Origin of the sequence: Vibrio metschnikovii CIP 69.14, assembly GCF_000176155.1 — a bacterium.
Lineage (GTDB): Bacteria > Pseudomonadota > Gammaproteobacteria > Enterobacterales > Vibrionaceae > Vibrio > Vibrio metschnikovii.
On record NZ_ACZO01000006.1, the window covers coordinates 1,657,596 to 1,679,753 of the forward strand.

15 protein-coding genes, 8 tRNA genes and 3 pseudogenes are annotated in these 22,158 nt (G+C 44.6%); 3 read left to right on the forward strand and 23 right to left on the reverse strand.

The window, feature by feature from the left end; translation table 11 throughout:
• Nucleotides 1-105 precede the first annotated feature (105 nt).
• Nucleotides 106-603: pseudogene (locus VIB_RS10825) on the forward strand (cytochrome C assembly family protein); the annotation flags it as partial.
• Between the two features lie 53 nt (nucleotides 604-656).
• Here VIB_RS10825 and VIB_RS10830 read toward each other — a convergent pair.
• Nucleotides 657-1,577, reverse strand: coding sequence for an IS5 family transposase (locus tag VIB_RS10830; RefSeq protein WP_004393905.1), 921 nt, complete (start codon nucleotides 1,575-1,577; stop codon nucleotides 657-659).
• 79 nt (nucleotides 1,578-1,656) lie between these two features.
• On the opposite strand from VIB_RS10830, the pseudogene VIB_RS10835 reads away from it, so the two are divergent.
• Nucleotides 1,657-1,962 (forward strand): annotated as a pseudogene (locus VIB_RS10835) (cytochrome C assembly family protein); the annotation flags it as partial.
• A gap of 306 nt (nucleotides 1,963-2,268) precedes the next feature.
• Nucleotides 2,269-3,543, forward strand: a complete 1,275-nt coding sequence (locus tag VIB_RS10840; protein WP_004395980.1) for an HlyC/CorC family transporter — start codon at nucleotides 2,269-2,271, stop codon at nucleotides 3,541-3,543.
• Between the two features lie 93 nt (nucleotides 3,544-3,636).
• On the opposite strand, the gene luxS is transcribed toward VIB_RS10840, so the two are convergent.
• The 22 genes and pseudogenes from luxS to VIB_RS10950 all read right to left on the reverse strand — a co-directional run bounded on the left by luxS (nucleotide 3,637) and on the right by VIB_RS10950 (nucleotide 22,101).
• On the reverse strand, nucleotides 3,637-4,155 hold the full coding sequence (gene luxS / locus VIB_RS10845; protein ID WP_004395981.1) for an S-ribosylhomocysteine lyase: 519 nt from the start codon (nucleotides 4,153-4,155) through the stop codon (nucleotides 3,637-3,639).
• 116 nt (nucleotides 4,156-4,271) lie between these two features.
• Nucleotides 4,272-5,840 carry a glutamate--cysteine ligase gene (gshA, locus tag VIB_RS10850; protein ID WP_004395982.1) on the reverse strand — a complete coding sequence of 523 codons (1,569 nt, stop codon included), beginning with the start codon at nucleotides 5,838-5,840 and terminating at the stop codon, nucleotides 4,272-4,274.
• Nucleotides 5,841-6,109: 269 nt separating this feature from the next.
• The gene (locus tag VIB_RS10855) at nucleotides 6,110-8,962 is read right to left on the reverse strand and encodes a M16 family metallopeptidase (protein ID WP_004395983.1); all 2,853 of its coding nucleotides are present in this window, start codon (nucleotides 8,960-8,962) and stop codon (nucleotides 6,110-6,112) included.
• A 9-nt stretch (nucleotides 8,963-8,971) separates the two neighbouring features.
• On the reverse strand, nucleotides 8,972-9,433 hold the full coding sequence (locus VIB_RS10860) for a YqaA family protein (RefSeq protein WP_040904687.1): 462 nt from the start codon (nucleotides 9,431-9,433) through the stop codon (nucleotides 8,972-8,974).
• Nucleotides 9,427-10,377, reverse strand: coding sequence for an NADP-dependent oxidoreductase (locus VIB_RS10865; protein WP_004395984.1), 951 nt, complete (start codon nucleotides 10,375-10,377; stop codon nucleotides 9,427-9,429). Before VIB_RS10865 ends, VIB_RS10860 begins: the two co-directional genes overlap by 7 nt.
• Nucleotides 10,378-10,543: 166 nt before the next feature.
• Nucleotides 10,544-11,674: a sodium ion-translocating decarboxylase subunit beta gene (locus tag VIB_RS10870; protein WP_004395985.1), complete on the reverse strand. Its 1,131-nt coding sequence runs from the start codon at nucleotides 11,672-11,674 to the stop codon at nucleotides 10,544-10,546.
• A gap of 10 nt (nucleotides 11,675-11,684) precedes the next feature.
• A pseudogene (gene oadA, locus VIB_RS10875) lies at nucleotides 11,685-13,464 on the reverse strand (sodium-extruding oxaloacetate decarboxylase subunit alpha).
• Between the two features lie 22 nt (nucleotides 13,465-13,486).
• Entirely contained in the window at nucleotides 13,487-13,744 is a 258-nt protein-coding gene (locus VIB_RS10880) for an oxaloacetate decarboxylase subunit gamma (protein WP_040904689.1), read from the reverse strand.
• A gap of 464 nt (nucleotides 13,745-14,208) precedes the next feature.
• Nucleotides 14,209-14,285: transfer RNA gene (locus VIB_RS10885), tRNA-Arg, on the reverse strand.
• Between the two features lie 64 nt (nucleotides 14,286-14,349).
• Nucleotides 14,350-14,426 (reverse strand) — tRNA-Arg (locus VIB_RS10890).
• A gap of 33 nt (nucleotides 14,427-14,459) precedes the next feature.
• Nucleotides 14,460-14,536: transfer RNA gene (locus VIB_RS10895), tRNA-Arg, on the reverse strand.
• A 65-nt stretch (nucleotides 14,537-14,601) separates the two neighbouring features.
• Nucleotides 14,602-14,678, reverse strand: a tRNA-Arg gene (locus tag VIB_RS10900).
• A gap of 34 nt (nucleotides 14,679-14,712) precedes the next feature.
• Nucleotides 14,713-14,789, reverse strand: a tRNA-Arg gene (locus tag VIB_RS10905).
• Nucleotides 14,790-14,854: 65 nt separating this feature from the next.
• Nucleotides 14,855-14,947: transfer RNA gene (locus VIB_RS10910), tRNA-Ser, on the reverse strand.
• A gap of 25 nt (nucleotides 14,948-14,972) precedes the next feature.
• Nucleotides 14,973-15,049, reverse strand: a tRNA-Arg gene (locus VIB_RS10915).
• Nucleotides 15,050-15,097: 48 nt separating this feature from the next.
• A tRNA-Ser gene (locus VIB_RS10920) sits at nucleotides 15,098-15,190 on the reverse strand.
• A gap of 265 nt (nucleotides 15,191-15,455) precedes the next feature.
• The gene (gene csrA / locus VIB_RS10925; protein WP_004395986.1) at nucleotides 15,456-15,653 is read right to left on the reverse strand and encodes a carbon storage regulator CsrA; all 198 of its coding nucleotides are present in this window, start codon (nucleotides 15,651-15,653) and stop codon (nucleotides 15,456-15,458) included.
• A 90-nt stretch (nucleotides 15,654-15,743) separates the two neighbouring features.
• The gene (locus tag VIB_RS10930) at nucleotides 15,744-16,931 is read right to left on the reverse strand and encodes an aspartate kinase (protein WP_004395987.1); all 1,188 of its coding nucleotides are present in this window, start codon (nucleotides 16,929-16,931) and stop codon (nucleotides 15,744-15,746) included.
• Between the two features lie 221 nt (nucleotides 16,932-17,152).
• A complete protein-coding gene (alaS, locus tag VIB_RS10935) occupies nucleotides 17,153-19,735 on the reverse strand; it encodes an alanine--tRNA ligase (protein ID WP_004395988.1) in 2,583 nt (860 codons plus the stop codon).
• Nucleotides 19,736-19,866: 131 nt separating this feature from the next.
• Nucleotides 19,867-20,367 (reverse strand): recombination regulator RecX, encoded by a 501-nt coding sequence (gene recX / locus VIB_RS10940; RefSeq protein WP_004395989.1) that lies wholly within the window; start codon nucleotides 20,365-20,367, stop codon nucleotides 19,867-19,869.
• A gap of 61 nt (nucleotides 20,368-20,428) precedes the next feature.
• On the reverse strand, nucleotides 20,429-21,478 hold the full coding sequence (gene recA, locus VIB_RS10945; protein WP_004395990.1) for a recombinase RecA: 1,050 nt from the start codon (nucleotides 21,476-21,478) through the stop codon (nucleotides 20,429-20,431).
• Between the two features lie 131 nt (nucleotides 21,479-21,609).
• The gene (locus tag VIB_RS10950; protein WP_004395991.1) at nucleotides 21,610-22,101 is read right to left on the reverse strand and encodes a CinA family protein; all 492 of its coding nucleotides are present in this window, start codon (nucleotides 22,099-22,101) and stop codon (nucleotides 21,610-21,612) included.
• Nucleotides 22,102-22,158 lie beyond the last annotated feature (57 nt).

Sequence of the window (22,158 nt, forward strand, 5' to 3'; positions counted from 1 at the left end):
TATCTGTCGATATCTCAACTCTCAAAAACGATTGCGATCCAACGTAGCTCATTAAGGTTTGGCAAGGTATAATTCGCCAACTCAGCCACCAAATTTGTGACCAGCATGGATAACCTAATCGCTATTGTTGCCGCTACGCTTTATTTTTTATCGATTGCCACGATTATCCCTGGACTGCTTAACCAAACGGGTATTAAGGCAAAGACTGTTTTTATTAGCGCCACATTGGGGCTTTTTTTTCATGCCTGGTTACTCAGTGGCTTAATTTTTCACAGCAGTGGACAAAACCTCAGTATTCTTAATGTCGCATCACTGATCAGCTTTATCATTGCTTTGGTGATGAGCTTAGCGATGTTCAAGGTACGCTTATGGTTTTTACTGCCGGTGGTATACAGCTTCTCAGCGATCAATTTATTCTTGGCAACTTTTCTGCCGAGCACCTTTATCACTCATTTAGAGCGTGAGCCAGAGCTAATGGTCCATATCGCCTTAGCCCTTTTTTCTTATTCAACCTTATCCATTGGTGCATTATACGCTTTACAGCTCGCTTGGCTTGATTACAAATTGAAAAAAAAGAAAGGCTTATCCATCAACCCTAATTTAGGCTTTGTTGCTTAATTCAGAGAAAAGGCATACCAGCCCATAATGCTTCATTTTTAAACAACATACTGAGTTTCAGGCATACCTAGCCCCGTAAGCTTGTTCAGCGCTTTGATCATTGCGTAAGTCTCGCCAACCTGAGCGTTGTAATTTCTTAGGCTTAATTTCCCACCTAACAACTGTTTCACTCGATGCATGGCTGTCTCTGATAGAGAGCGCTTATGATAACCATACCGCTTTTTCCACTTTTTGTTTGAGCCGTAGAGCTTCTGACAACCTACCGCCAAATTGCGAGGATGTCCTTGCTCCCAGAAAGCTGCCCCTTCTCGTGGCGGGATGAGCGGAACTGCTCGCTTGATTCGTATAGCTTCATGGCAGCTTCTTGTGTCATAAGCTCCATCACCTGATACTTCAATGATTTTACGACGTGTCTGCTTAAGTAAGTTGGGAAGCACTTCAGCATCGGTTACGTTAGAGAAACTCAGTTCTGCTGCGACTATTTCGTGAGTGCTGGCATCTACTGCAATATGCAGTTTACGCCAAACTCTACGCTTCCCGTCAGTACCATGCTTCTTAACCTTCCATTCACCTTCGCCATAAACCTTGAGACCAGTGGAATCAATGGCTAGATGTTGTATCGCTCCTCTGGTTTTAGTTTTAAATGAAACATCAACTTCCTTAGCTCGACGACTTATGCAGGTGTAATGCGGACAAAATAGCGGGATATTAGCCAGTTTAAATACTGAGTCTATAAATCCTTGCAGCGCTCTCAATGGCATAGAGAATACTCGTTTCACCATTAATGCAGTCGTAATGGCTAAATCACTGAATTGGCGTGGTCTACCACGCTTGCCTTGTTTGCTTTGCTTCCACTCAGCTATCGCTTCCTCATCAACCCAAAAGGTCAGTGAACCACGATTAATTAAGGCTTTATTGTACTGCTTCCAGTTGGTTGTTTTGTAACGAGGTTTAGGCATTAGGCTACGACGATTAATGGATGTAGCCGATCAGATCGTAGCTTCTTGATTTAGTTCCATCGATTTAAGCAACAAAGCCCCTAATTTACCGCCCTTGATGATGGTCGAGCGCCAATTATTTAAAATTATTTTAATCGGCAATGTTCTGCTGACCGGGACATTATTAACCGGTGCTCTTTTTGTGCAAGATATGTTTGCTCAAGGTAAAGCACATAAAGGCATTTTATCGTTCATCGCTTGGATCATTTACTCGATTTTATTATGGGGTCATTATCAAAAAGGATGGCGAGGACGTAAAGTTACTTGGTTTGCCGTTGCTGGAGCGACATTACTTACCTTGGCTTACTTTGGCAGTCGATTTGTCAGAGAGATTATTCTGCGCTAAGGTCTGTTTATTCATGACTTCCTCAACCTATCATTATGGTAAATAACGCCTATTTAGATCTAACTATGGATGAAAACGGTGGACTTAATCCCCATATAAACTCAGAGTATTGTATTGCGAGATAAAAATTCATCCTCAAACCACTTGGAGTAACAGGTAGACAGCCTGTGAGTAAGCTGCCCTCACAAACAGAGATAACAATGTGAATGGGGTCAAGCCAACACGGCTAGCACCGATATAACTTCCAGTAGGAAGCGGATACTATCTTCTTTTTATTATTGATCATCTATAAGGAAACAAAGCGTTTTGGACGACATATCAACGGGTATCTTATTTGCGCTACTCGCGTGTCTTATCGTTATATCTGCCTACTTCTCCGGCTCAGAAACGGGCATGATGGCGCTTAACCGCTATCGTCTTAAGCATCTAGCGAGTACTGGTCATAAGGGCGCTAAACGCGTTGAACGGTTACTCAGTCGTCCAGACCGTTTAATCGGCCTGATCCTGATTGGCAATAACTTAGTCAATATCCTCGCCTCTGCGATTGCCACGATCATTGGTATGCGATTGTACGGTGACATTGGTGTCGCCATAGCAACCGGCGTATTAACTCTTGTGATTCTCGTCTTCGCGGAGGTGACCCCGAAAACGCTAGCTGCGATTTATCCTGAGCGGGTATCTTATACCAGCAGTGTTGTGCTGACCTTTCTAATGAAAGTGCTTTCTCCATTAGTGGTTTTTATCAATTTCATTACCAACGGTTTTATCCGCTTATTGGGTCTTAATGCCAAACACACACGCGATGACCCTCTCAGCTCTGAAGAACTACGCACCATTGTTAACGATGCTGGACGGCTTATTCCTCGTCGTCACCAAGATATGCTGTTATCCATTCTTGATTTAGAACATGTGACGGTGAATGACATCATGATTCCACGTAATGAAATTACGGGTATCAATATCAATGATGATTGGAAGTCGATCATTCGCCAACTGACCCACTCCCCTCACGGTCGAGTAGTGCTGTATCGAGACAATATTGATGAAGCCGTCGGTATGCTGCGCTTACGCGAAGCGGCACGATTAATGTTAGAAAAAAATGAATTCAATAAAGAAACGCTCTTTCGGGCCGCTGACGAAGTGTATTTTATTCCCGAAGGGACACCGCTTAATGTCCAGCTACTAAAATTCCAACGTAATAAGCAAAGAGTAGGCCTGATCGTCGATGAATATGGCGATATTATTGGTCTGATTACCTTGGAAGATATTCTGGAAGAGATTGTCGGTGAATTTACCACTTCAATGGCGCCAAGCTTAGCAGAGGAGATCACGCCACAAGGTGATGGCAGCTTCTTAATCGAAGGCAGTGCTAATATTCGCGATATTAATAAAAGCTTAAAATGGAAATTACCAACCGATGGACCAAGAACCCTGAACGGACTGATTTTAGAGCATTTAGAAGAAATCCCAGAAACCCACTTAAGTGTTAAAGTCGCTAATCATCCGATGGAAATTGTCCAATTAGAAGAAAACCGCATTAAACTGGTGCGAGTCTACCCGCGGAAAATCAAAAAATTTTAACCTCTGTTAACGTTAATAATCTCGATAATGGACCGATAAAAAATGGGCGGTATTGATTACCGCCCATTTTTATTGCCTTAACCTTTCAAGGGGTTAATTCACTTGTAGGTTTTTTAGCATCGACTCAGGTAAAGCAAGTTGATCATTTTTATTCACCCCAATACCGCTACTTAATACTTGCTGAGCAATCGCTTGTGCTTCCAATAAAGAGTGCATCGCTGCGGTACCACACTGGTACTCATTGAGTTCTGGAATATCCTTTTGATCCTGCACTTTCAAGACATCTTCCATCGCGGCTAACCACGCTGTAGCAACTTGCTGCTCCGTAGGTGCACCAATCAAACTCATATAAAACCCCGTACGGCAGCCCATTGGGGAAATATCAATAATTTCTACCTGTTCGCTATTAAGATGATTACGCATAAACCCCGCATAAAGGTGCTCTAGAGTATGAATTCCTTTTTCAGACAAAATAGCTTGATTAGGTAGAGTAAAACGCAGGTCAAACACAGTGATCGTATCACCTTTCGGTGTTTGCATGGTTTTCGCTACGCGTACAGCGGGAGCTTGCATACGAGTATGATCAACAGTAAAGCTATCTAATAATGGCATGAAACTTATCTCCTTGTTTAACCCTTAAAATACCGATTTGTACGCTGAGCCCAATTCACTAGCGATCTCAGTCTGCGTAGCAAACGAACGACATTTTCTTATTCATACGTCACTGATTATGACTCTAAATAGCTAAAATAGTCAGCTAAAAATGCATCGAAACTCAGCGTGTCTTGCTGCTCGATCTGTAACTGAGCTTCGCGTGAACGCATCACTTCTTGCTTCATTTTCTGTTCAGAATAGACTTGGTAAGCATGTTGTAAGTTATCATTACGGTAACGCTCACCAAGATAACGTCCAACTTTACCTAAACCGCCCAATTGCTGAGTTTTATCCAGTAAACGAGCCGATAAGGTGTGCTGAGGATTATCAATCCAGCTAGCAAGCTCTCGACACACCTCTTGATAGGCATTACCGCCACACGCGGCGTCCATTTGCTCAGCAATCAAACTCAGGTCAGCAAACACGCGTTTCGCCCATGCCGTCAGAGTCAATTTTTCACCATGACAGCCAATTTGCAATTCTAGCCCTGGTTTTCGTCCTTCAAGGACAACTTTACTCCAGTTATCGCGCCAACACTGTAACTCACAATTATCCATCGGGTCTGAATCGGATAACGCAGTCCATGTGAGGAACAAATCTAAAAAACGTACTTGCTGTTCAGTAATCCCGATCGGACTGAAAGGATTGACATCCAATGAGCGCACTTCAATGTATTCAACCCCGCCACGCGCCAGTGCTTCTGACGGCTTTTCACCATTGTTTGCGACACGTTTCGGACGAATCGGCGCATAGAGCTCATTTTCAATTTGTAAAATATTACTATTCAGTTGACGGTATTCACCATCAACCTTGACTCCAATATTAGCAAAAAGCTCAGAAGGCGTTCTGATCGCTTGATTTAAGCCAGTTAAATATTGCTCTAAGCTATTAAAGCCTATCTTGAGGCTACTTTGCGCATCATTGGTATAACCCAAATCACTCAATCTCAACGAGGTTGAATAAGGCAGATAGAGCGTTTTACCTATCGATTCGAAAGGTAACTGCGTTTCTCTTCCTTGGATAAATGAAGAGCACAGCGCCGGAGAGGCACCAAAAAAATAAGGGATTAGCCAACCAAAGCGGTAATAGTTACGGATTAAGCCAAAATAGGCTTGCGACTGGCTAGCTTGACGCTCTTGTTCCGTTTGCTGACCATATAAGGCATCCCAAAATGTGCTTGGAAATGAAAAATTAAAATGCACACCAGAGATGATCTGCATTAGGCTGCCATAACGCTGTTTTAATCCCGTGCGATATAAAGTTTTCATTCGTCCGGTATTAGAAGTACCGTATTGAGCAAGCTGAATGTCTGCTTCACTACCAACATAACAAGGCATAGAGAGTGGCCAGAGCTTTTCATCACCGATATTAGCTTGCGCAAAATGGTGAATGTCGGCTAATTGAGCCATTAAGGTATCGACGTTGTTCGACACTGGCGTAATAAATTCCAGTAATGATTCAGCAAAATCGGTGGTAATCCAAGCATTAGTTAATGCTGACCCCAAGGCTTCTGGGTGCGGTGTTTGGGCAATGCTGCCATCGACGGTATAACGTAAAGTTTCACGTTCAACACCGCGGCCAAACTGCTGAAATATTTCTGGTTGATTAGCAACTCGTGCTAGTCGCTCGGCAAAATTAGTCAAAATAAAATTCGCTTATAAATAGATGATGTTTTAGATATCGCTACCGTCGGCCCACTGAATCCCGATAGGGTCTGTTCAGAAGAAACAGACTCAATCCATTGATCATCACTTTGTCACAGCAACTAAGGCCACGTAATGTTTTTGTGGCCTTAGTTGCTCAAGTAACGATGTAGAACGCGATGCTTGATACGCGACATTAAGCCCCATGGCTCATCGAATCGGCTCAAAAGCCTTATTTTTTCTTCTACGTTGCGTTATATATGCATGCTCTACTGGATTATTTCAAGCTCTTCAATCGGAATTGATAATTTTTCTAATTGTGGCCTTAAGCTTTTAGCATCGCCAACCACAATAATTTGATAATCCTCTGGGACAAACCATTTCGCAGCCAATTCATTCAATGTCGACTTATTCACCGTTTTCAATAGGCGATTACGCTGCTGGAGATAATCTCGGTCTAGATTATTAGTCAACATTTGGCCAATCAATTGCGCTTTTTGCGAGGGGGTCTCGTAACTCAACGCCTCTTGCTGACCAACGGCAAGACGTAAAAAGGCCATTTCATCCGTAGTTAAACCATACTGACTAAAATGAGTCAGTTCTTGGATGATTTCTTGAATCGCCGGTAACGTTGCATTAGCTCGCACTTGTGCATTAAAGACTATCGCCCCAACTTCACGATTACTGGATAAGTAACCACTTGCACCGTAGGTATAGCCTTTATCTTCACGTAAATTTTGATTAATACGGCTATTAAAGTTACCCGCTAAATTAAAATTCGTTAATTGAGTGAGATACATTTCTCCCGTGGCATCGAAAGGCAGTCCACGACGAACAAAACGCACCACACTTTGCGGTGAATCGGGTTTATCGACCAAAAATAGACGCTGCTCAGTGAGCGTCGGGATCACTTGCGGACGGAGTATTGGCGCTGGTTGACCATGCCAATCGGTGAAAAATGCCAGTTGTTCACGTACCTGTTGAGGTTCAATATCACCGACGACAATCACTTGAGCACCGTGTGGTGTATAATGTTGCCGATAAAAGTCTTTAACCTCATCCAATGTCAGTGCAGCAATCGAGGCTTGTGTACCGTCACTCGAGCGAGCAAACACCGAGTCTCCAAACAACACTTGACGCATCGCTTGGCCAGCTAACCAACTTGGTTGTTGATGCTGATAAACGACACTTTGCAGCATTTGTTGCTGAAGACGCTCAAAATCTTCTTGTTTAAATCCCGGTGTTAATAACATCTCTTGAGCAATACGCAACGTTTCTGGCAGATGTTTGGTTAAGCTTGAGATAACAACATTGGTCGAATAAGCTCCAGTATTGAGACTGATTGTCGATCCCAGCTTATCGAGCTGAGCTTGAATATCTTCCACATTGCGTATCGCTGAGTCCTGCTTGATTAGAGCTGCCGTTAAGTTCGCTAAACCTTCTTTGCCCGCTTCAACATGTCGCTCTCCTGCCGGTAAACGGATCTCCACTTGTACGGTCGGAGTCTCACTGCTCACCGTTCCTATTAACTCCGCGCCATTATCAAAATGGATTTCATATAACTCAGGCATATTAATTTGCACAGCTTGCGCAACGGCTGGCATCACTGAACGATCAAAATTGTCCACTACTTGACGATACTCAAGCTGTTGTTCTGTTATTTTTTGATAAACGGGCAATAAACGCTCAGGAGTGACAAAGGTTGCTTGACGAACAGCGAGTGATGTACGGCCTCGTGGTACAACACTTAATATGACTTTGGGTTTACCGTGTAGATAAGTCTGAAAAACCTGAGTCACTGATTGTGGAGTAACCGCCCTTAACTGTGCTAACTGCGCCTCAATACGATCGGGTTGATCATAGAAAGTTTGATTACTTGCCAACTGGGTTACCTTACCTTGGACACTTTGTAGCGCAAAAATAGCATTCGCTTCAGCCATACCGGTGATTTGTGCTAAACGATCATCACTAACACCTTGCTGCTCAAACTGCGCCAACGTTCGCATGATTTCTTGATACAGCGGTGTCAGTTGAGCACGTTGTCCTGAGGGAGCCATGGCATAGATATAAAAAGTACACGCCAGTTCTGCGCAATCTTGAAAGGCACCAGCATCGACCGCTTTCTGGGTTCTGACTAGATTTTGATACAACAAACTATTACTACCACTACCGAGTACTTGCGCTAGAGCATCTAGTGAAGCTTGTTGTTCAGCACCTCGATAAGCCGTTGGGAAGCCAATTAATACCATCGGCTGCTGAATGCGATCTTCTAGAGTAATATAACGATCTTCCGCTAATGTAACGGGTTGCTTTTCAGCCTTATCAACCTCTGGACCTTTAGGAATGGAACCAAAATAGCGATTAACCCAAGCTAAAGTTTGTTTAACATCAATATCCCCACCAATGGTCAGAACAGCATTATTCGGTCCATACCAACGTAAGAAAAAAGCTTTCAAATCATTCACATCGACTCGGTCTAAATCTTCGACATAACCAATCGTCTGCCATGAATAAGGATGGTCTTGTGGATACAGCGCCTCAGCCATTCTTTCCCAAATTAATCCATAAGGACGATTATCATAATTTTGCGCTCGCTCATTTTTCACCGTATCGCGCTGTATTTCAAACTTACGCTGCGAAACAGCATCGAGTAAAAAGCCCATTCGATCGGCTTCTAACCACAAAACTTTTTCTAGTTGATTAGCAGGAACGGTTTGGAAATAATTGGTTCGATCACGATTGGTGGTGCCATTTAAACGTCCGCCTGCTTCGGTAATCAATCGAAAATGTTCTTGATCAGCGACATGCTTAGAACCTTGGAACATCATGTGTTCAAAAAAATGAGCGAACCCTGACTTACCAAGCTCCTCGCGAGCAGACCCCACGTGATAAGTCATATCTACATGCACCAAAGGATCGGAATGATCCGGTGATAAAATCACGGTTAACCCGTTATCTAAACGATATTTACTGTAGGGAATCATCACTTTATCAGGCTGTGCTTCGACCTCTTCCAGTAAAGTGACGCCTGAAGGTAAGGATGAAAAAAAAGATAACGCAGTAGGAGTAGAACAGCCAGAGAGAGCCAGCAGCGCGAGTGCGCCCAGCCAAATTTTCTTCATACCATCACCTTAAAAAAGACCGTAGAAAATCGCAGTTAACAAGCAGTAGCGAAGCATTTTCCCAACCAGAATCATGCAAAAGACCACGCTACCACGCATTCTTAACCACCCTGCAGCTAAACAAAGTGGATCACCAATAATCGGTAGCCAACTGAATAATAATGCCCAATAACCATGTTTGTTTAGCCACTTTAACGCATTATGACCCTGTTTTTCCTGTTGAGTTCGGTTTGGAAGCAATAAACCTAACCAATAATTCGTCATACCTCCGAGCGAATTACCAAGCGTTGCGATCAAAATGATCAACCATGGAGAGTGTTGACCAAGAGCAAGTGTTGCGATGAGTACGGCTTCAGAGCCACCAGGCAGTAAGGTAGCACTCAGAAAACTAACAACAAACAATACCCAAAGTGCAGAAGTAGAAAACAGCTCCGCCAAATAAGCAAAGCTGGTATTAAACAGTTCTAGCATTGCATATTAAGCAAGATTTTACCTCGCGTGTGTCCAGTCGCGATTTGCTCATGTGCTTGTTGTACTTCTTGCAGAGGATAAATACGCTGAATTTCTATTTTCAACAATCCAACCCCAACCATATATAGCATGGTATCTAACTGTTCAGGATTAGGATCAACCAACATACCGCAAGCGTCAAAACCCAGTAATTTGGCTTTTTCACAGATAAGTTCAGCGCTAAGTGTCGGCACTGTGACCACTCTGGCGGCATCTTTCAAACATTTAAGAGCATCGAGAGCAGCATCGCCACCAACAAGATCGATCAAGACATCAACCTCTTCCAAACGCTGAGAAACAGGAGCAAATTGATAGTTAATCGCATGGGCACCTAATGTGGCAAGATAATCTAGATTAGCTTCACTGCAAGTGGTATAAACTTCGGCTTTCGTAGCTAGCGCTATCTGTAAAGCAATATGCCCAACGCCTCCTGCACCGGCAAGGATCAAAACGCGATCGCTCTCTTTAATCTGGGCTTTACTTAAGGCTTGAGCCGCGGTTTGTCCAGCTAATGGTAATGCAGCGGCAGCTTCTAAAGTCACCGAGTCAGGTACGATACTAAGATCTTTTTCTGCAACACAGACATATTGACTATAACCGCCGCCTCGCAGTGGAAAACCAATAAAGCCGGCTACATTCATCCCTTGCCGCAACTCGTCAACTCCTGGGCCAACATTGACAATTCGTCCTGATATATCGTAACCCGGTACCCAAGGTAGCTTATCTTTATTTTGCTCTGCAGCCCAACCTAAACCGGCGCGAGTTTTGATATCAATAGGATTCACACTGGCAAAAGCAACTTTGACCAATACCTCCCCTTCTTGTGGCTCTGGAATGCTTGATGATTGAATCGCGAGCACTTCTGGCCCACCGAATTGGGTAATGACGATCTGCTTATTGTCCATGTCCTCGGTTCCTATTGCTAGCAAGTAAAAAGAGATGCCGAAGCATCCCTTTGAATATATATCATTTTATAACAGATTGTGAACTATATCTCCCCGAACGGCTTGGTGAGAGATGACCTCAACATTAGGGCTTAAGCGCTTCATGCTTAGGGTGAATGGTATGAGATCATCCAACCAAGGCGAGCAATACTCCAGCAGCAACGGCTGATCCTAGCACCCCTGCCACGTTCGGCCCCATCGCATGCATCAATAAAAAGTTTTGCGGGTTGGCCTCTAAACCAACTTTATTGACCACTCGAGCAGCCATGGGGACTGCAGAAACACCAGCAGCACCGATCAGGGGATTGATATCTTCTTTAGAAAATTTATTGAGCAATTTGGCCATCAATACACCGCCAGCAGTACCAATACTGAAAGCGACGGCACCAAGCAATAAAATCCCCAGCGTCGAAACATTAAGAAATTTATCCGCTTGCAGTTGAGACCCAACCCCCAAACCTAAGAAGATAGTCACGATATTAATCAGCTCATTTTGCGCTGTTTTTGATAATCGCTCCACCACTCCCGCTTCACGCATTAAGTTACCTAAGCAGAACATGCCAACTAAAGGCGTGGCAGCAGGAAGAAATAAGATTGCCATCAACAACACTAATAACGGAAAAACTATTTTTTCACGTTTACTGACGTGTCTCAGTTGTGCCATCTTAATTTGACGCTCTTTTTCCGTGGTCAACGCTCTCATGATCGGCGGTTGAATGATCGGCACCAGCGCCATATAGCTATAAGCAGCAACGGCAACGGCCCCTAATAAATCCGGAGAGAGTTTACTGGTCAAAAAAATCGCGGTTGGACCGTCAGCCCCACCAATGATCGAGATAGAAGCGGCATCTGCCATGGTAAAACTGATCCCCGGCACATAATTGAGTAGAATTGCCCCAAATAAGGTAGCAAAAATCCCAAACTGCGCCGCAGCACCCAGCCATAACGTTTTCGGGTTTGCAATTAAGGCACCAAAGTCGGTCATGGCTCCGACACCAAGGAAAATCAATAAAGGGAAAATCCCCGATGCAATACCAATGTTATAAACGTAATAGAGTAATCCGCCAGGATCGGTAAAACCAGCGTTAGGAATGTTGGCTAAAATCGCCCCAAAACCAATCGGGAGCAATAATAACGGTTCAAACCCCTTACGAATGGCTAAAAATAGCAATCCCACGCCAACCAAAATCATGATTAATTGGCTGAGTTCAAAATTGGCAATCCCGGTTTCATTCCATAGAGTCAATAATCCGTCCATGTGATAACCCTTATGCCAGACTTAAGATTGGCGTACCAACAGAGACGCTATCGCCTTCTTTGACATGCAGCACTTGAACAACCCCGTTACGTGCAGCACGCACTTCTGTCTCCATTTTCATTGCTTCTAAAATGACTAATACATCACCTTCAACCACTTCACTTCCCGGCTGAACTTGAACTTTAAAAATATTACCCGCGAGCGGCGCTGGCACCGCCTCAGCCGTTGATGCCAAAGCAGCCGCTTGAGGAGAAGCTTGAGTCGCCACGGAGGTCAGTTGTCCCTGAGGGCCAACTTCGACTTGATAAATCTGACCATCAACTTTAACGCTGTAAGTCTCGACACCTTTTTGCATGACCTCACTAGGTCGATTGTCTGTCGATACAGAAGGCTGAGACTCAACGCTTGGTGCGGGTTCAAACGCTGACGCATCGCCACGATGTTTTAAAAACTTCAAACCTACCTGAGGGAAAAGGGCATAAGTCAGTACATCATCGACGGTATCCTCAGCGAGAGATATCCCCTCAACCTTCGCCTTCTCTAATAACTCGCTCGTTAAGTTAACCATCTCGGCTTGTAAAAGATCCGCAGGGCGACAAGTGATCGGTTGCTCACCAGCGAGTACTTGTTGCTGCAGTTGATGATTAACCTCGGCAGGTGTCGCGCCATATTCCCCTTTCAACACTCCAGCCGTTTCTTTGGTAATACTTTTATAACGTTCCCCAGTTAAAACGTTAATCACCGCTTGAGTGCCGACAATTTGTGAGGTAGGAGTGACCAAAGGGATATAACCGAGATCATGGCGTACTCTTGGGATCTCTTGCAGAACTTCATCAAGACGATCAGCCGCCCCTTGCTCTTTTAACTGACTCTCCATATTGGTCAACATACCACCGGGAACCTGAGCAATCAGGATCCGTGAATCAACCCCTTTTAATTGCCCCTCAAATTGAGCGTACTTTTTACGTACTTCACGGAAATAGGCAGCAATTGGCGCTAATTGCTCGAGATTAAGCTGTGTATCACGCTCTGTCCCTTGCAGCATCGCAACAACGGTTTCCCGTAGGTGTATGACCATAGGTTTGACTCATCGACGAAATCGCGGTATCCAGAATATCTACCCCAGCTTCAACCGCTTTAATTGCGGTTGCCGTCGACAGCCCAGTGGTTGCATGACAATGCAAGGCTAGAGGCACTGCGCAAGACGCCTTAATCCGCGAAATCAGTTCTTCCGCTTCATAAGGTTTCAGTAGCCCAGACATATCTTTAATACATAAAGAGTGACAGCCGAGATCTTCTAAACGTTTCGCAAGATCGACCCATGTCTGAGTATTGTGAACTGGGCTAGTAGTATAAGAAAGTGTCCCCTGAGCATGAGCCCCGACGTCAATCGTTGCTTTGACTGCTTGTTGAAAATTACGTACATCGTTCATCGCATCAAAAATACGAAATACGTCCATACCATTGGCATGGGCACGCTCAACAAATTTCGCTACGACATCATCGGCATAATGACGATACCCCAACAGATTTTGACCGCGTAGTAACATCTGCATCGGCGTATTAGGCATCGCTTTTTTTAATGCTCGTAAACGATGCCAAGGGTCCTCACCAAGAAAACGAATGCACGCATCAAATGTCGCACCACCCCATGTTTCCAGTGACCAGTAACCGATCTTATCTAACTCTGCCGCAATCGGCAGCATATCTTCCAAGCGCATACGAGTCGCAAATAATGACTGATGCGCGTCACGTAGGACCACATCGGTAATAGCAAGTGGTTTAGACATGCTGATTAACTCCTTTTAATTCTTACTGTTGGATTGCTGAGTGTCGGTATTGGTGCACCGCAGCAGAAATCGCCGCAACCACCTGAGGGCTTGGAGTTGTGACTGAAGAGGCACTTTTATTAACGGGAACTGGCGTCGTTGCTGGCAATGCTTCATCGCGAAGACATGTCGACATCAGTCGAACCAGATAGACTAAAATAGTTAAAAAAATAAAGACCACCGCCATTCCTGTACCCATTAAGGTTGCGGCATCGATAAGCAGGCTTCCAATATCAATCATCTTGCTTCCTTTCTCTGTCATCCTGACAATCTGCTTGAGAAATTATATTGACGGCTACAGCGTCTTGGCCTCACTTAGAGCATTATCATTGGTGATAAAAATGCCTATCAGCGATTGAGATGACTTACTCAAAGCTTAGATACAAGTGAGGTGAATAAGGATTATCTCGACTGGTGGAAAATTGTCAATTTGCTTTAAACATCTTTGACCTAATCGAGACGTTCAAGTCATAGAAGCGTCACATGAATCACATAAACGAGTGTAATATTCGCTAAAAACGGCAGGGATTATGATCAAAATTGCGAACTTGGCGAGTTTTCATCGCTCAATAGGCGATATTGACATCAATTGCATAAAGCACTTATTGAAAACAAAGAGTTGTAAATTAAAACAATAAAAATTGTTAATAAAAAGTTAAAAATAGAGACAATAAAAAACCCCGCTTAAGCGAGGTTTTCATAATATGGCGCGCTCAGGAGGATTCGAACCTCCGACCGCCTGGTTCGTAGCCAGGTACTCTATCCAGCTGAGCTATGAGCGCGCAGATTTTTACTTATTCATTCGCATGGTTATTCCATGAAAATCGGTGATTACTCACCGTAATGTGGCGCGTCCTGGAGGATTCGAACCTCCGACCGCCTGGTTCGTAGCCAGGTACTCTATCCAGCTGAGCTAAGGACGCAGACTAATGATTATTATCACCAGTTTAATAATATGGCGCGCTCAGGAGGATTCGAACCTCCGACCGCCTGGTTCGTAGCCAGGTACTCTATCCAGCTGAGCTATGAGCGCGCAGATTTTTACTTTATTCATTCGCATGGCTAGCCAATGAAAATCGGTGATTACTCACCGTAATATGGCGCGTCCTGGAGGATTCGAACCTCCGACCGCCTGGTTCGTAGCCAGGTACTCTATCCAGCTGAGCTAAGGACGCAAGACTAATGATTATTATCACCAGTTTAATAATATGGCGCGCTCAGGAGGATTCGAACCTCCGACCGCCTGGTTCGTAGCCAGGTACTCTATCCAGCTGAGCTATGAGCGCGCAAAAGTGATTTTCACCACTAACTACTTCTTTTAAAACAAAAATGTTGACCCGAGGTCAACAAATGGCGATGAGGGAGGGATTCGAACCCTCGATACGGCTACAAACCGTATACTCCCTTAGCAGGGGAGCGCCTTCAGCCTCTCGGCCACCTCACCACATGTTCACATTCCAAAAGAAATATGGCGCGTCCTGGAGGATTCGAACCTCCGACCGCCTGGTTCGTAGCCAGGTACTCTATCCAGCTGAGCTAAGGACGCGCTGTCGCTTATTGTATAAATTTCTTTATATTCTTAAGCACCACAATATGGCGATGAGGGAGGGATTCGAACCCTCGATACGGCTACAAACCGTATACTCCCTTAGCAGGGGAGCGCCTTCAGCCTCTCGGCCACCTCACCGTCTTGCGGAGGCACATATTACGATTTACCCAAAATATGTCAAACACTTTCTTGGTAAAAAAAACAAAAACCACATCAACCGTTGGCAATTTAACCAAAGCGTCGAGAATTTGCGCTTTAGAAAAACTCTAGGTAAAAACAAACACCTAAATAATATCATCCACGAATTACGGAATCGTAGTCAAAAACACACGACTCTAATTACCATTCCAGTCCGTCAAAAACCAGAAAGGCTGACATTAGTCAGCCTTTCTCAGTTCAATAATTAGTAGTTGCCAGGTGTGGCAGTACTATTACCTTTTTCAGCTTGAATGCGCATGTAGATTTCTTCACGGTGCACAGACTCCTCTTTCGGAGCATTCACACCAATACGTACTTGGTTACCTTTTACGCCCAGAACTGTTACGGTTACTTCATCACCGATCATCAGTGTTTCGCCAACGCGGCGAGCCAAAATTAGCATTCTTTGCTCCTTGAGTATTCTCTGTATTATCTTGCAACAACACTATTATCTACTAAAAGTTATATTTTCGTAAACTCTCTACTCTCTAAATCAGCCTAAAAAGGCTTGTTTAGCCTGAAACTGCAATAAAGTATCCGAATGAATATAAGCTTCGTGCAAAATATTAGCCGCACTATCAACCTTGTCCGGCGCAAGCATTAACATTAACGAGTGTGAGGTGTTAGAAACATAATGCACATTAATACCGTTTTCGGCTAATAATGTACAGGCATGATCCATCAAAGCAGGGGCTTGCAAACCAACTGTCGTTAGTAAACTCACCTGCTCACTATTACGGATTTTATCGCGGAACACCAGATCCAACTTCGCATAAGCATCGCGTTTTATGACTACGCCTGCCCATTCTGTCTCCTCGATCACATTCCACAGTTCAATCGCTAGCATCTGACACTGTTTAATTAAGCCAGCTAAGCTATCGTGAGGAACAGTGACTAAAGCCATATCGCGCTGTATTGCTACGCCACAGACCTTTTGTGTCCCGACCTCACCCTTAATTAAACTGCCATGATTAACATCGAACGTCGATAACACTCGTAAAGGCACTTGATGCTTCCATGCATATTGTACGCAAGGTAAATGCAACACTTTAGCGCCTTTACGCGCCATCTCTTCCATAGATGGGAAATCTATCACGTCTAGTTTTTTAGCAGTAGGTACCACTCGTGGATCACAAGTGTACACACCATCAACATCCGTGAATATTTGACACTCATCAGCTCTCAGTGCTCCCGCGAGTGTTACTGCACTCGTATCGGAGCCTCCTCGTCCTAAAGTGGTGATATCCCCATTATCATTAATACCTTGAAAACCAGCCACTATCACAATCTGATCTTGCTCTAGTAGCTCTGTAATCGTTTGAGTATCAATGTTCTTAATCGTTGCGTCATTGTGTTGATTATCCGTCACAATCTTCGCCTGAGCTCCGGTTAGTGAGCGTGCTGCATAACCCAATTTATTTAAGGTCATTGCCAGCAGTGCCATCGACACTTGCTCACCAGCAGAGAGCAAAACATCAAGTTCTCGAGCAGTAGGAACGCTATCGATTTGTTGGGCGAGACCCAATAAACGATTGGTTTCTCCTGACATTGCCGAAACGACAACAACAACTTGATTACCATCATTCTTCGCTTTAATGATGTGCTCGGCTACGGTATGCATTCTTTCAATTGAACCAACCGACGTTCCGCCGAACTTTTGCACGATAAGAGGCTTTTTCACCAGTATTCACCTTCCCAAGACCAAAGTCTCATTAGGTCCAAACAATATCATAATCAACCAGTACACTAATCAACCTATTGATTATTCGTTTGGAGAGTATAAACAACAAAACCAAGTGAGTAATTGGTTACGGTTAAAATAACGTCAATTACACCACTTGGTTAACCAGATAAAGTTACGCTCAATCAAAAAATAGTGATTGAGCGTAAGTTATCATTACTTTATAAACGCTCAGCAATCCAAGCGTCTACCGACTCTAAAGCCAATGGCAATGCCTGTGCATCGCTCCCTCCAGCTTGTGCCATGTCGGGACGACCACCACCTTTACCACCGACTTGCTGGGCAACGAGATTAACCAGCTCCCCCGCTTTGACTTTGGCGGTCAGATCGTTAGTCACGCCAGCAATTAAACCAACTTTGTCGTCAGCAACATTACCAAGCAAAATAATCCCGCTACCTAATTGGTTTTTAAGCTCATCCACCATACCACGTAAGGCTTTATTATCCGCGCCATTCAATTGCGCCACGAGGACTTTGACACCGGCGATTAATTTAACTTGATCGATCAAGTTGGCACTGGCTTGTGAAGCTAACTTATCTTTCAGTTGCTGGATTTCTTTTTCCAGCTGCTTAGTTTTTTGCATCGCTTCCGATAATTTCTCTTCGTACTTGTGCTGCTGAGTTTCCAATGCATCCAGTGCGGCTTCACCCGTTACAGCTTCAATGCGACGAATCCCTGCAGCAACCCCCCCTTCAGAGAGAATCTTAAATAGGCCAATATCACCGGTATGTGACGCATGAATACCACCACATAATTCGGTCGAAAAATCACCCATCGACAAGACACGAACTTGTTCATCGTATTTCTCGCCAAACAGCGCCATCGCGCCTTTTTGCTTAGCGGACTCGATGTCCATCACATGAGTTTCAATTACATGATTCAAGCGAATTTGCGCGTTGACTAAACGTTCAACTTGCTTAATTTCTGCTGCGGTCATGGCTTCTAAATGAGAGAAATCGAAGCGCAAATTTTCGGCTCTAACCAGTGAACCTTTTTGGGTCACATGCTCACCGAGTACTTGACGTAACGCAGCATGCAATAAGTGTGTCGCTGAGTGATTGAGTGAAATCGCATTGCGACGTTTTTCATCCACCAGAGCTTCAACATGATCGCTACTCGCTAATACGCCTTCTTGCATCACACCATAATGGGCAATGGCATTACCCAATTTCTGGGTATCTTCTACTTTAAACACACCCGAAGCGGTTCTCAGTAAGCCAGCATCACCGCATTGACCACCGGATTCAGCATAAAACGGCGTCGTTTCCAAAACCACAATCGCTTTATCACCCGCTGATAGCGCCGAAACTTCTTGTCCATCGACAAACAAGGCAGATACCGGACTCATTTTCTGGGTCGCGCTATAACCACAAAATTCCGTTTCTCCATCAACCTTAATCAGGCTGTTGTAATCGGTGCCAAAATTGCCTGCATCGCGCGCACGCTGACGCTGCTCTTCCATCGCAGCTTCAAAGCCTTCTTCATCAATGGTGAAACCACGCTCACGCGCGACATCATTGGTTAAATCCGCCGGAAAGCCGTAAGTATCATAGAGTTTGAATACGGTATCACCGTCTAAAACCGAACCTTCAACCGCATCCAATGCATCGTTGAGAATCGCCATACCGCGCTCTAGTGTACGACCAAAGTTTTCTTCTTCGATACGCAGTACTTTTTCCACTAAAGCGTGCTGTCTTTTCAACTCTTCGCCAGCACTGCCCATCACCTCGGCTAACGGTGCCACAAGCTTATGGAAGAAAGCCCCTTGTGCTCCTAATTTGTTACCATGACGAACTGCACGGCGAATGATGCGGCGCAGCACATAACCACGACCTTCATTCGACGGCATCACACCATCAACAATCAAAAAGGCACAAGAGCGAATATGGTCAGCGACAACGCGTAATGATTGATTAGCGAGATCTTGGTAACCAATCACTTCTGCCGCGGCTTTGATTAACGTTTGGAAGACGTCAATCTCATAGTTGGAATGAACCCCCTGAGTAATCGCCGAAATACGCTCAATACCCATTCCAGTGTCAACCGAAGGCTTAGGCAGCGGTTCCATTTTTCCGTCAGCGTGGCGATTAAACTGCATAAAGACTACGTTCCAGATTTCAATAAAACGATCGCCGTCTTCTTCAGCTGAACCTGGAGGACCACCCCAAATATGCTCACCATGATCGTAGAAAATTTCCGTACAAGGACCACAAGGTCCGGTGTCACCCATTTGCCAGAAGTTATCCGACTCGTAAGCTTTACCACCTGGCTTGTCGCCAATACGAATAATACGATCTTGTGGAATGCCAATTTGCTGATGCCAAATATTAAACGCTTCATCGTCGGTTTGATAAACGGTGACCAATAGACGCTCTTTAGGAAGCTTAACCACTTCGGTTAAAAACTCCCACGCATACTGAATGGCATCTTCTTTGAAATAATCGCCAAAACTGAAGTTGCCTAGCATTTCAAAAAAAGTGTGGTGACGAGCAGTAAAGCCAACGTTTTCTAGATCGTTGTGTTTACCACCAGCACGAACGCAGCGCTGAGCTGTCGTTGCGCGAGTATAGGCGCGTTTTTCTAGGCCTAAAAAGCAGTCTTTAAATTGGTTCATCCCAGCATTAGTGAATAGCAGGGTCGGATCGTTTGCAGGCACCAATGACGAACTGTCAACGATTTGGTGTCCTTTACTTTCAAAGAATGAGAGGAACGCGCGGCGAACCTCATCGGTGCTCATAAACATGCAGCTCTTCCTGAATGACTCAAGTTAGAATTTTGCGTATTGTAAAGCATGGATAAGGCTTCGCCTAGTTTTCTTAAATAAAAGCCGCTGATGACAATAAAAAAGAGGCGTGATAGACGATTAATTAACGTTTAGTTTGTCTCTTCTTGATCACTCAAAGCGTAGTGAATCTGTTCAAAACTGAATCCTCGAGACTGTAAAAATCGCACCCGCTTTGCCTGTTCTTTGGCTTCAATCGCAGGTTGAGCTTTAAACTTCTTCTCTGCTAGCTGTTTGGCTAGCTCAAACCAATCGGGGACAAGCTGCTCTAACGCGATATTGACCACGTCATCGGCAACTCGATTTTGCTGCAATAACTGACGAATTCTCCGCTCACCATGGCCTTTGTTCATGCCTTGGCGAATAGCACTCAAGGCATAACGTAAATCATCAAGATAACCATAATCTTGGCAATACATCATCACCGGTTGTATCTCTTCACGGCTAAAACCTTTAAGGAGTAATTTTTGAATAAGCTCGTATTCGCTGTGATCTCGACGCGACAATATCCGAAGAGCGGTTTCTTTAAGATGACTCGGTGATGAGGCACGTTTATTTCGATTGGGGTAGCGCGAGGATGAAGGGCAATGCATCGATTTAGCTCCAATAAGAAAGCCCTGCAAAGCAGGGCTTAAAGATAGGTCAGGGATTAGGTTACAGCTCTTCTTCCTGCTCAGGTATGACACCAAATTCAGGCTCATCGAGCGGAACTTGTTCAGGGCTGAGCAGCATCTCACGCAATTTGCTATCAATCGCCTTGCTGGCTTCAGGATGCTCACGCAAGAACTTACAAGCATTGGCTTTACCTTGGCCAATTTTATCGCCATTGTAGCTGTACCAAGCACCGGATTTTTCAATCAGCTTATGTTTAACCCCTAAATCGACCAACTCACCCTCACGGTTAAACCCTTGTCCGTACATGATTTGAGTATTGGCTTCTTTAAACGGGGCGGCGATTTTATTTTTAACGACTTTAATGCGAGTTTCATTACCGACCACTTCATCGCCTTCTTTAATCGCGCCTGTACGACGAATATCTAAGCGAACCGAAGCGTAGAACTTCAGCGCGTTACCACCCGTTGTGGTTTCTGGGTTGCCAAACATCACACCAATTTTCATCCGAATTTGGTTGATGAAAATACACATACAGTTCGACTGCTTCAAGTTACCCGTCAGCTTACGCATCGCTTGAGAAAGCATACGAGCTTGGAGGCCCATGTGGCTATCACCCATTTCACCTTCAATTTCGGCTTTCGGTGTTAGCGCAGCCACAGAGTCAACAACGATAACGTCGACCGCACCAGAACGCGCCAGTGCATCACAAATTTCTAGTGCTTGTTCACCAGTATCTGGCTGAGAGACGAGTAGATCGTTAATCTTCACACCCAGCTTCTGAGCATAAATAGGATCAAGAGCGTGTTCAGCATCAATAAACGCACAAGTTTTACCTTCGCGTTGCGCAGAAGCAATTAACTCAAGAGTTAAGGTTGTTTTACCCGAAGATTCAGGACCGTAAACTTCAACAATCCGCCCCATCGGTAGACCGCCAGCACCCAAGGCGATATCGAGAGAAAGAGAACCGGTTGAAATCGTCTCGACGTCCATCGTGCGGTTATCACCCAGCAGCATGATAGAGCCTTTACCGAATTGCTTTTCAATTTGACCAAGCGCTGCGGCTAAGGCTTTTTGTTTATTCTCGTCCATTACTTTCTCCAGACTGTCACCTTACGGTGAAAGGTTTCGCGATTGAGTGCGACGTTATCGTCAACTTGCCACTTATTATACTGTTGATTCATACAGTGTCCAGAGCTGTATGAAGATTTTTGCGCCTCAGCTCAAATCATTGAAGATAAATGGTCACTGATGATTTGCAATGCATGGATGATCGCTTGCTCGCGAACACTCGCCCTATCTCCTTGAAAATAAAATGTTTCCACTCTCTGCCAACCTTGATTGCTCGCCCAAGCAAAACACACGGTGCCGACGGGCTTGTCCTCCGTCGCCCCTGATGGCCCAGCGATACCACTGATCGCTACTCCGATGGTCGCTTGTGAATGCAACAGTGCTCCGTGGACCATTTCCACCACTACCGGTTCAGAAACCGCGCCATATTCAAGCAACGTTTGTGAACGTACACCGAGCATCTCTTGCTTAGCTTGATTACTGTAAGTGACAAAAGCGCGATCAAACCAAGCCGAGCTGCCTGCTGTCTCAGTGATAGCATAGGCTACCCCACCTCCCGTACATGATTCTGCGCTAGTCATCATTTGCTGAGCAGCCAATAACTGCTGTCCGACTTGTTGGCTTAGTGCGACGATGTGGTTCATGCTACCCCCTACTTATTTTCAATCCAATCATCCAACATCATAAAACATAATGGGCAC

Coding starts and splice junctions, on each gene's coding strand:
- csrA (WP_004395986.1), bottom strand. CDS start 15,653: ATGCTAATTTTGGCTCGCCGCGTTGGCGAAACACTGATGATCGGTGAT.
- recX (WP_004395989.1), bottom strand. CDS start 20,367: ATGCATTGCCCTTCATCCTCGCGCTACCCCAATCGAAATAAACGTGCC.
- VIB_RS10865 (WP_004395984.1), bottom strand. CDS start 10,377: ATGGACAATAAGCAGATCGTCATTACCCAATTCGGTGGGCCAGAAGTG.
- VIB_RS10880 (WP_040904689.1), bottom strand. CDS start 13,744: ATGATTGATATTGGAAGCCTGCTTATCGATGCCGCAACCTTAATGGGT.
- VIB_RS10860 (WP_040904687.1), bottom strand. CDS start 9,433: ATGCTAGAACTGTTTAATACCAGCTTTGCTTATTTGGCGGAGCTGTTT.
- VIB_RS10830 (WP_004393905.1), bottom strand. CDS start 1,577: ATGCCTAAACCTCGTTACAAAACAACCAACTGGAAGCAGTACAATAAA.
- luxS (WP_004395981.1), bottom strand. CDS start 4,155: ATGCCATTATTAGATAGCTTTACTGTTGATCATACTCGTATGCAAGCT.
- VIB_RS10950 (WP_004395991.1), bottom strand. CDS start 22,101: ATGAACCACATCGTCGCACTAAGCCAACAAGTCGGACAGCAGTTATTG.
- VIB_RS10870 (WP_004395985.1), bottom strand. CDS start 11,674: ATGGACGGATTATTGACTCTATGGAATGAAACCGGGATTGCCAATTTT.
- alaS (WP_004395988.1), bottom strand. CDS start 19,735: ATGTTTATGAGCACCGATGAGGTTCGCCGCGCGTTCCTCTCATTCTTT.
- recA (WP_004395990.1), bottom strand. CDS start 21,478: ATGGACGAGAATAAACAAAAAGCCTTAGCCGCAGCGCTTGGTCAAATT.
- VIB_RS10855 (WP_004395983.1), bottom strand. CDS start 8,962: ATGAAGAAAATTTGGCTGGGCGCACTCGCGCTGCTGGCTCTCTCTGGC.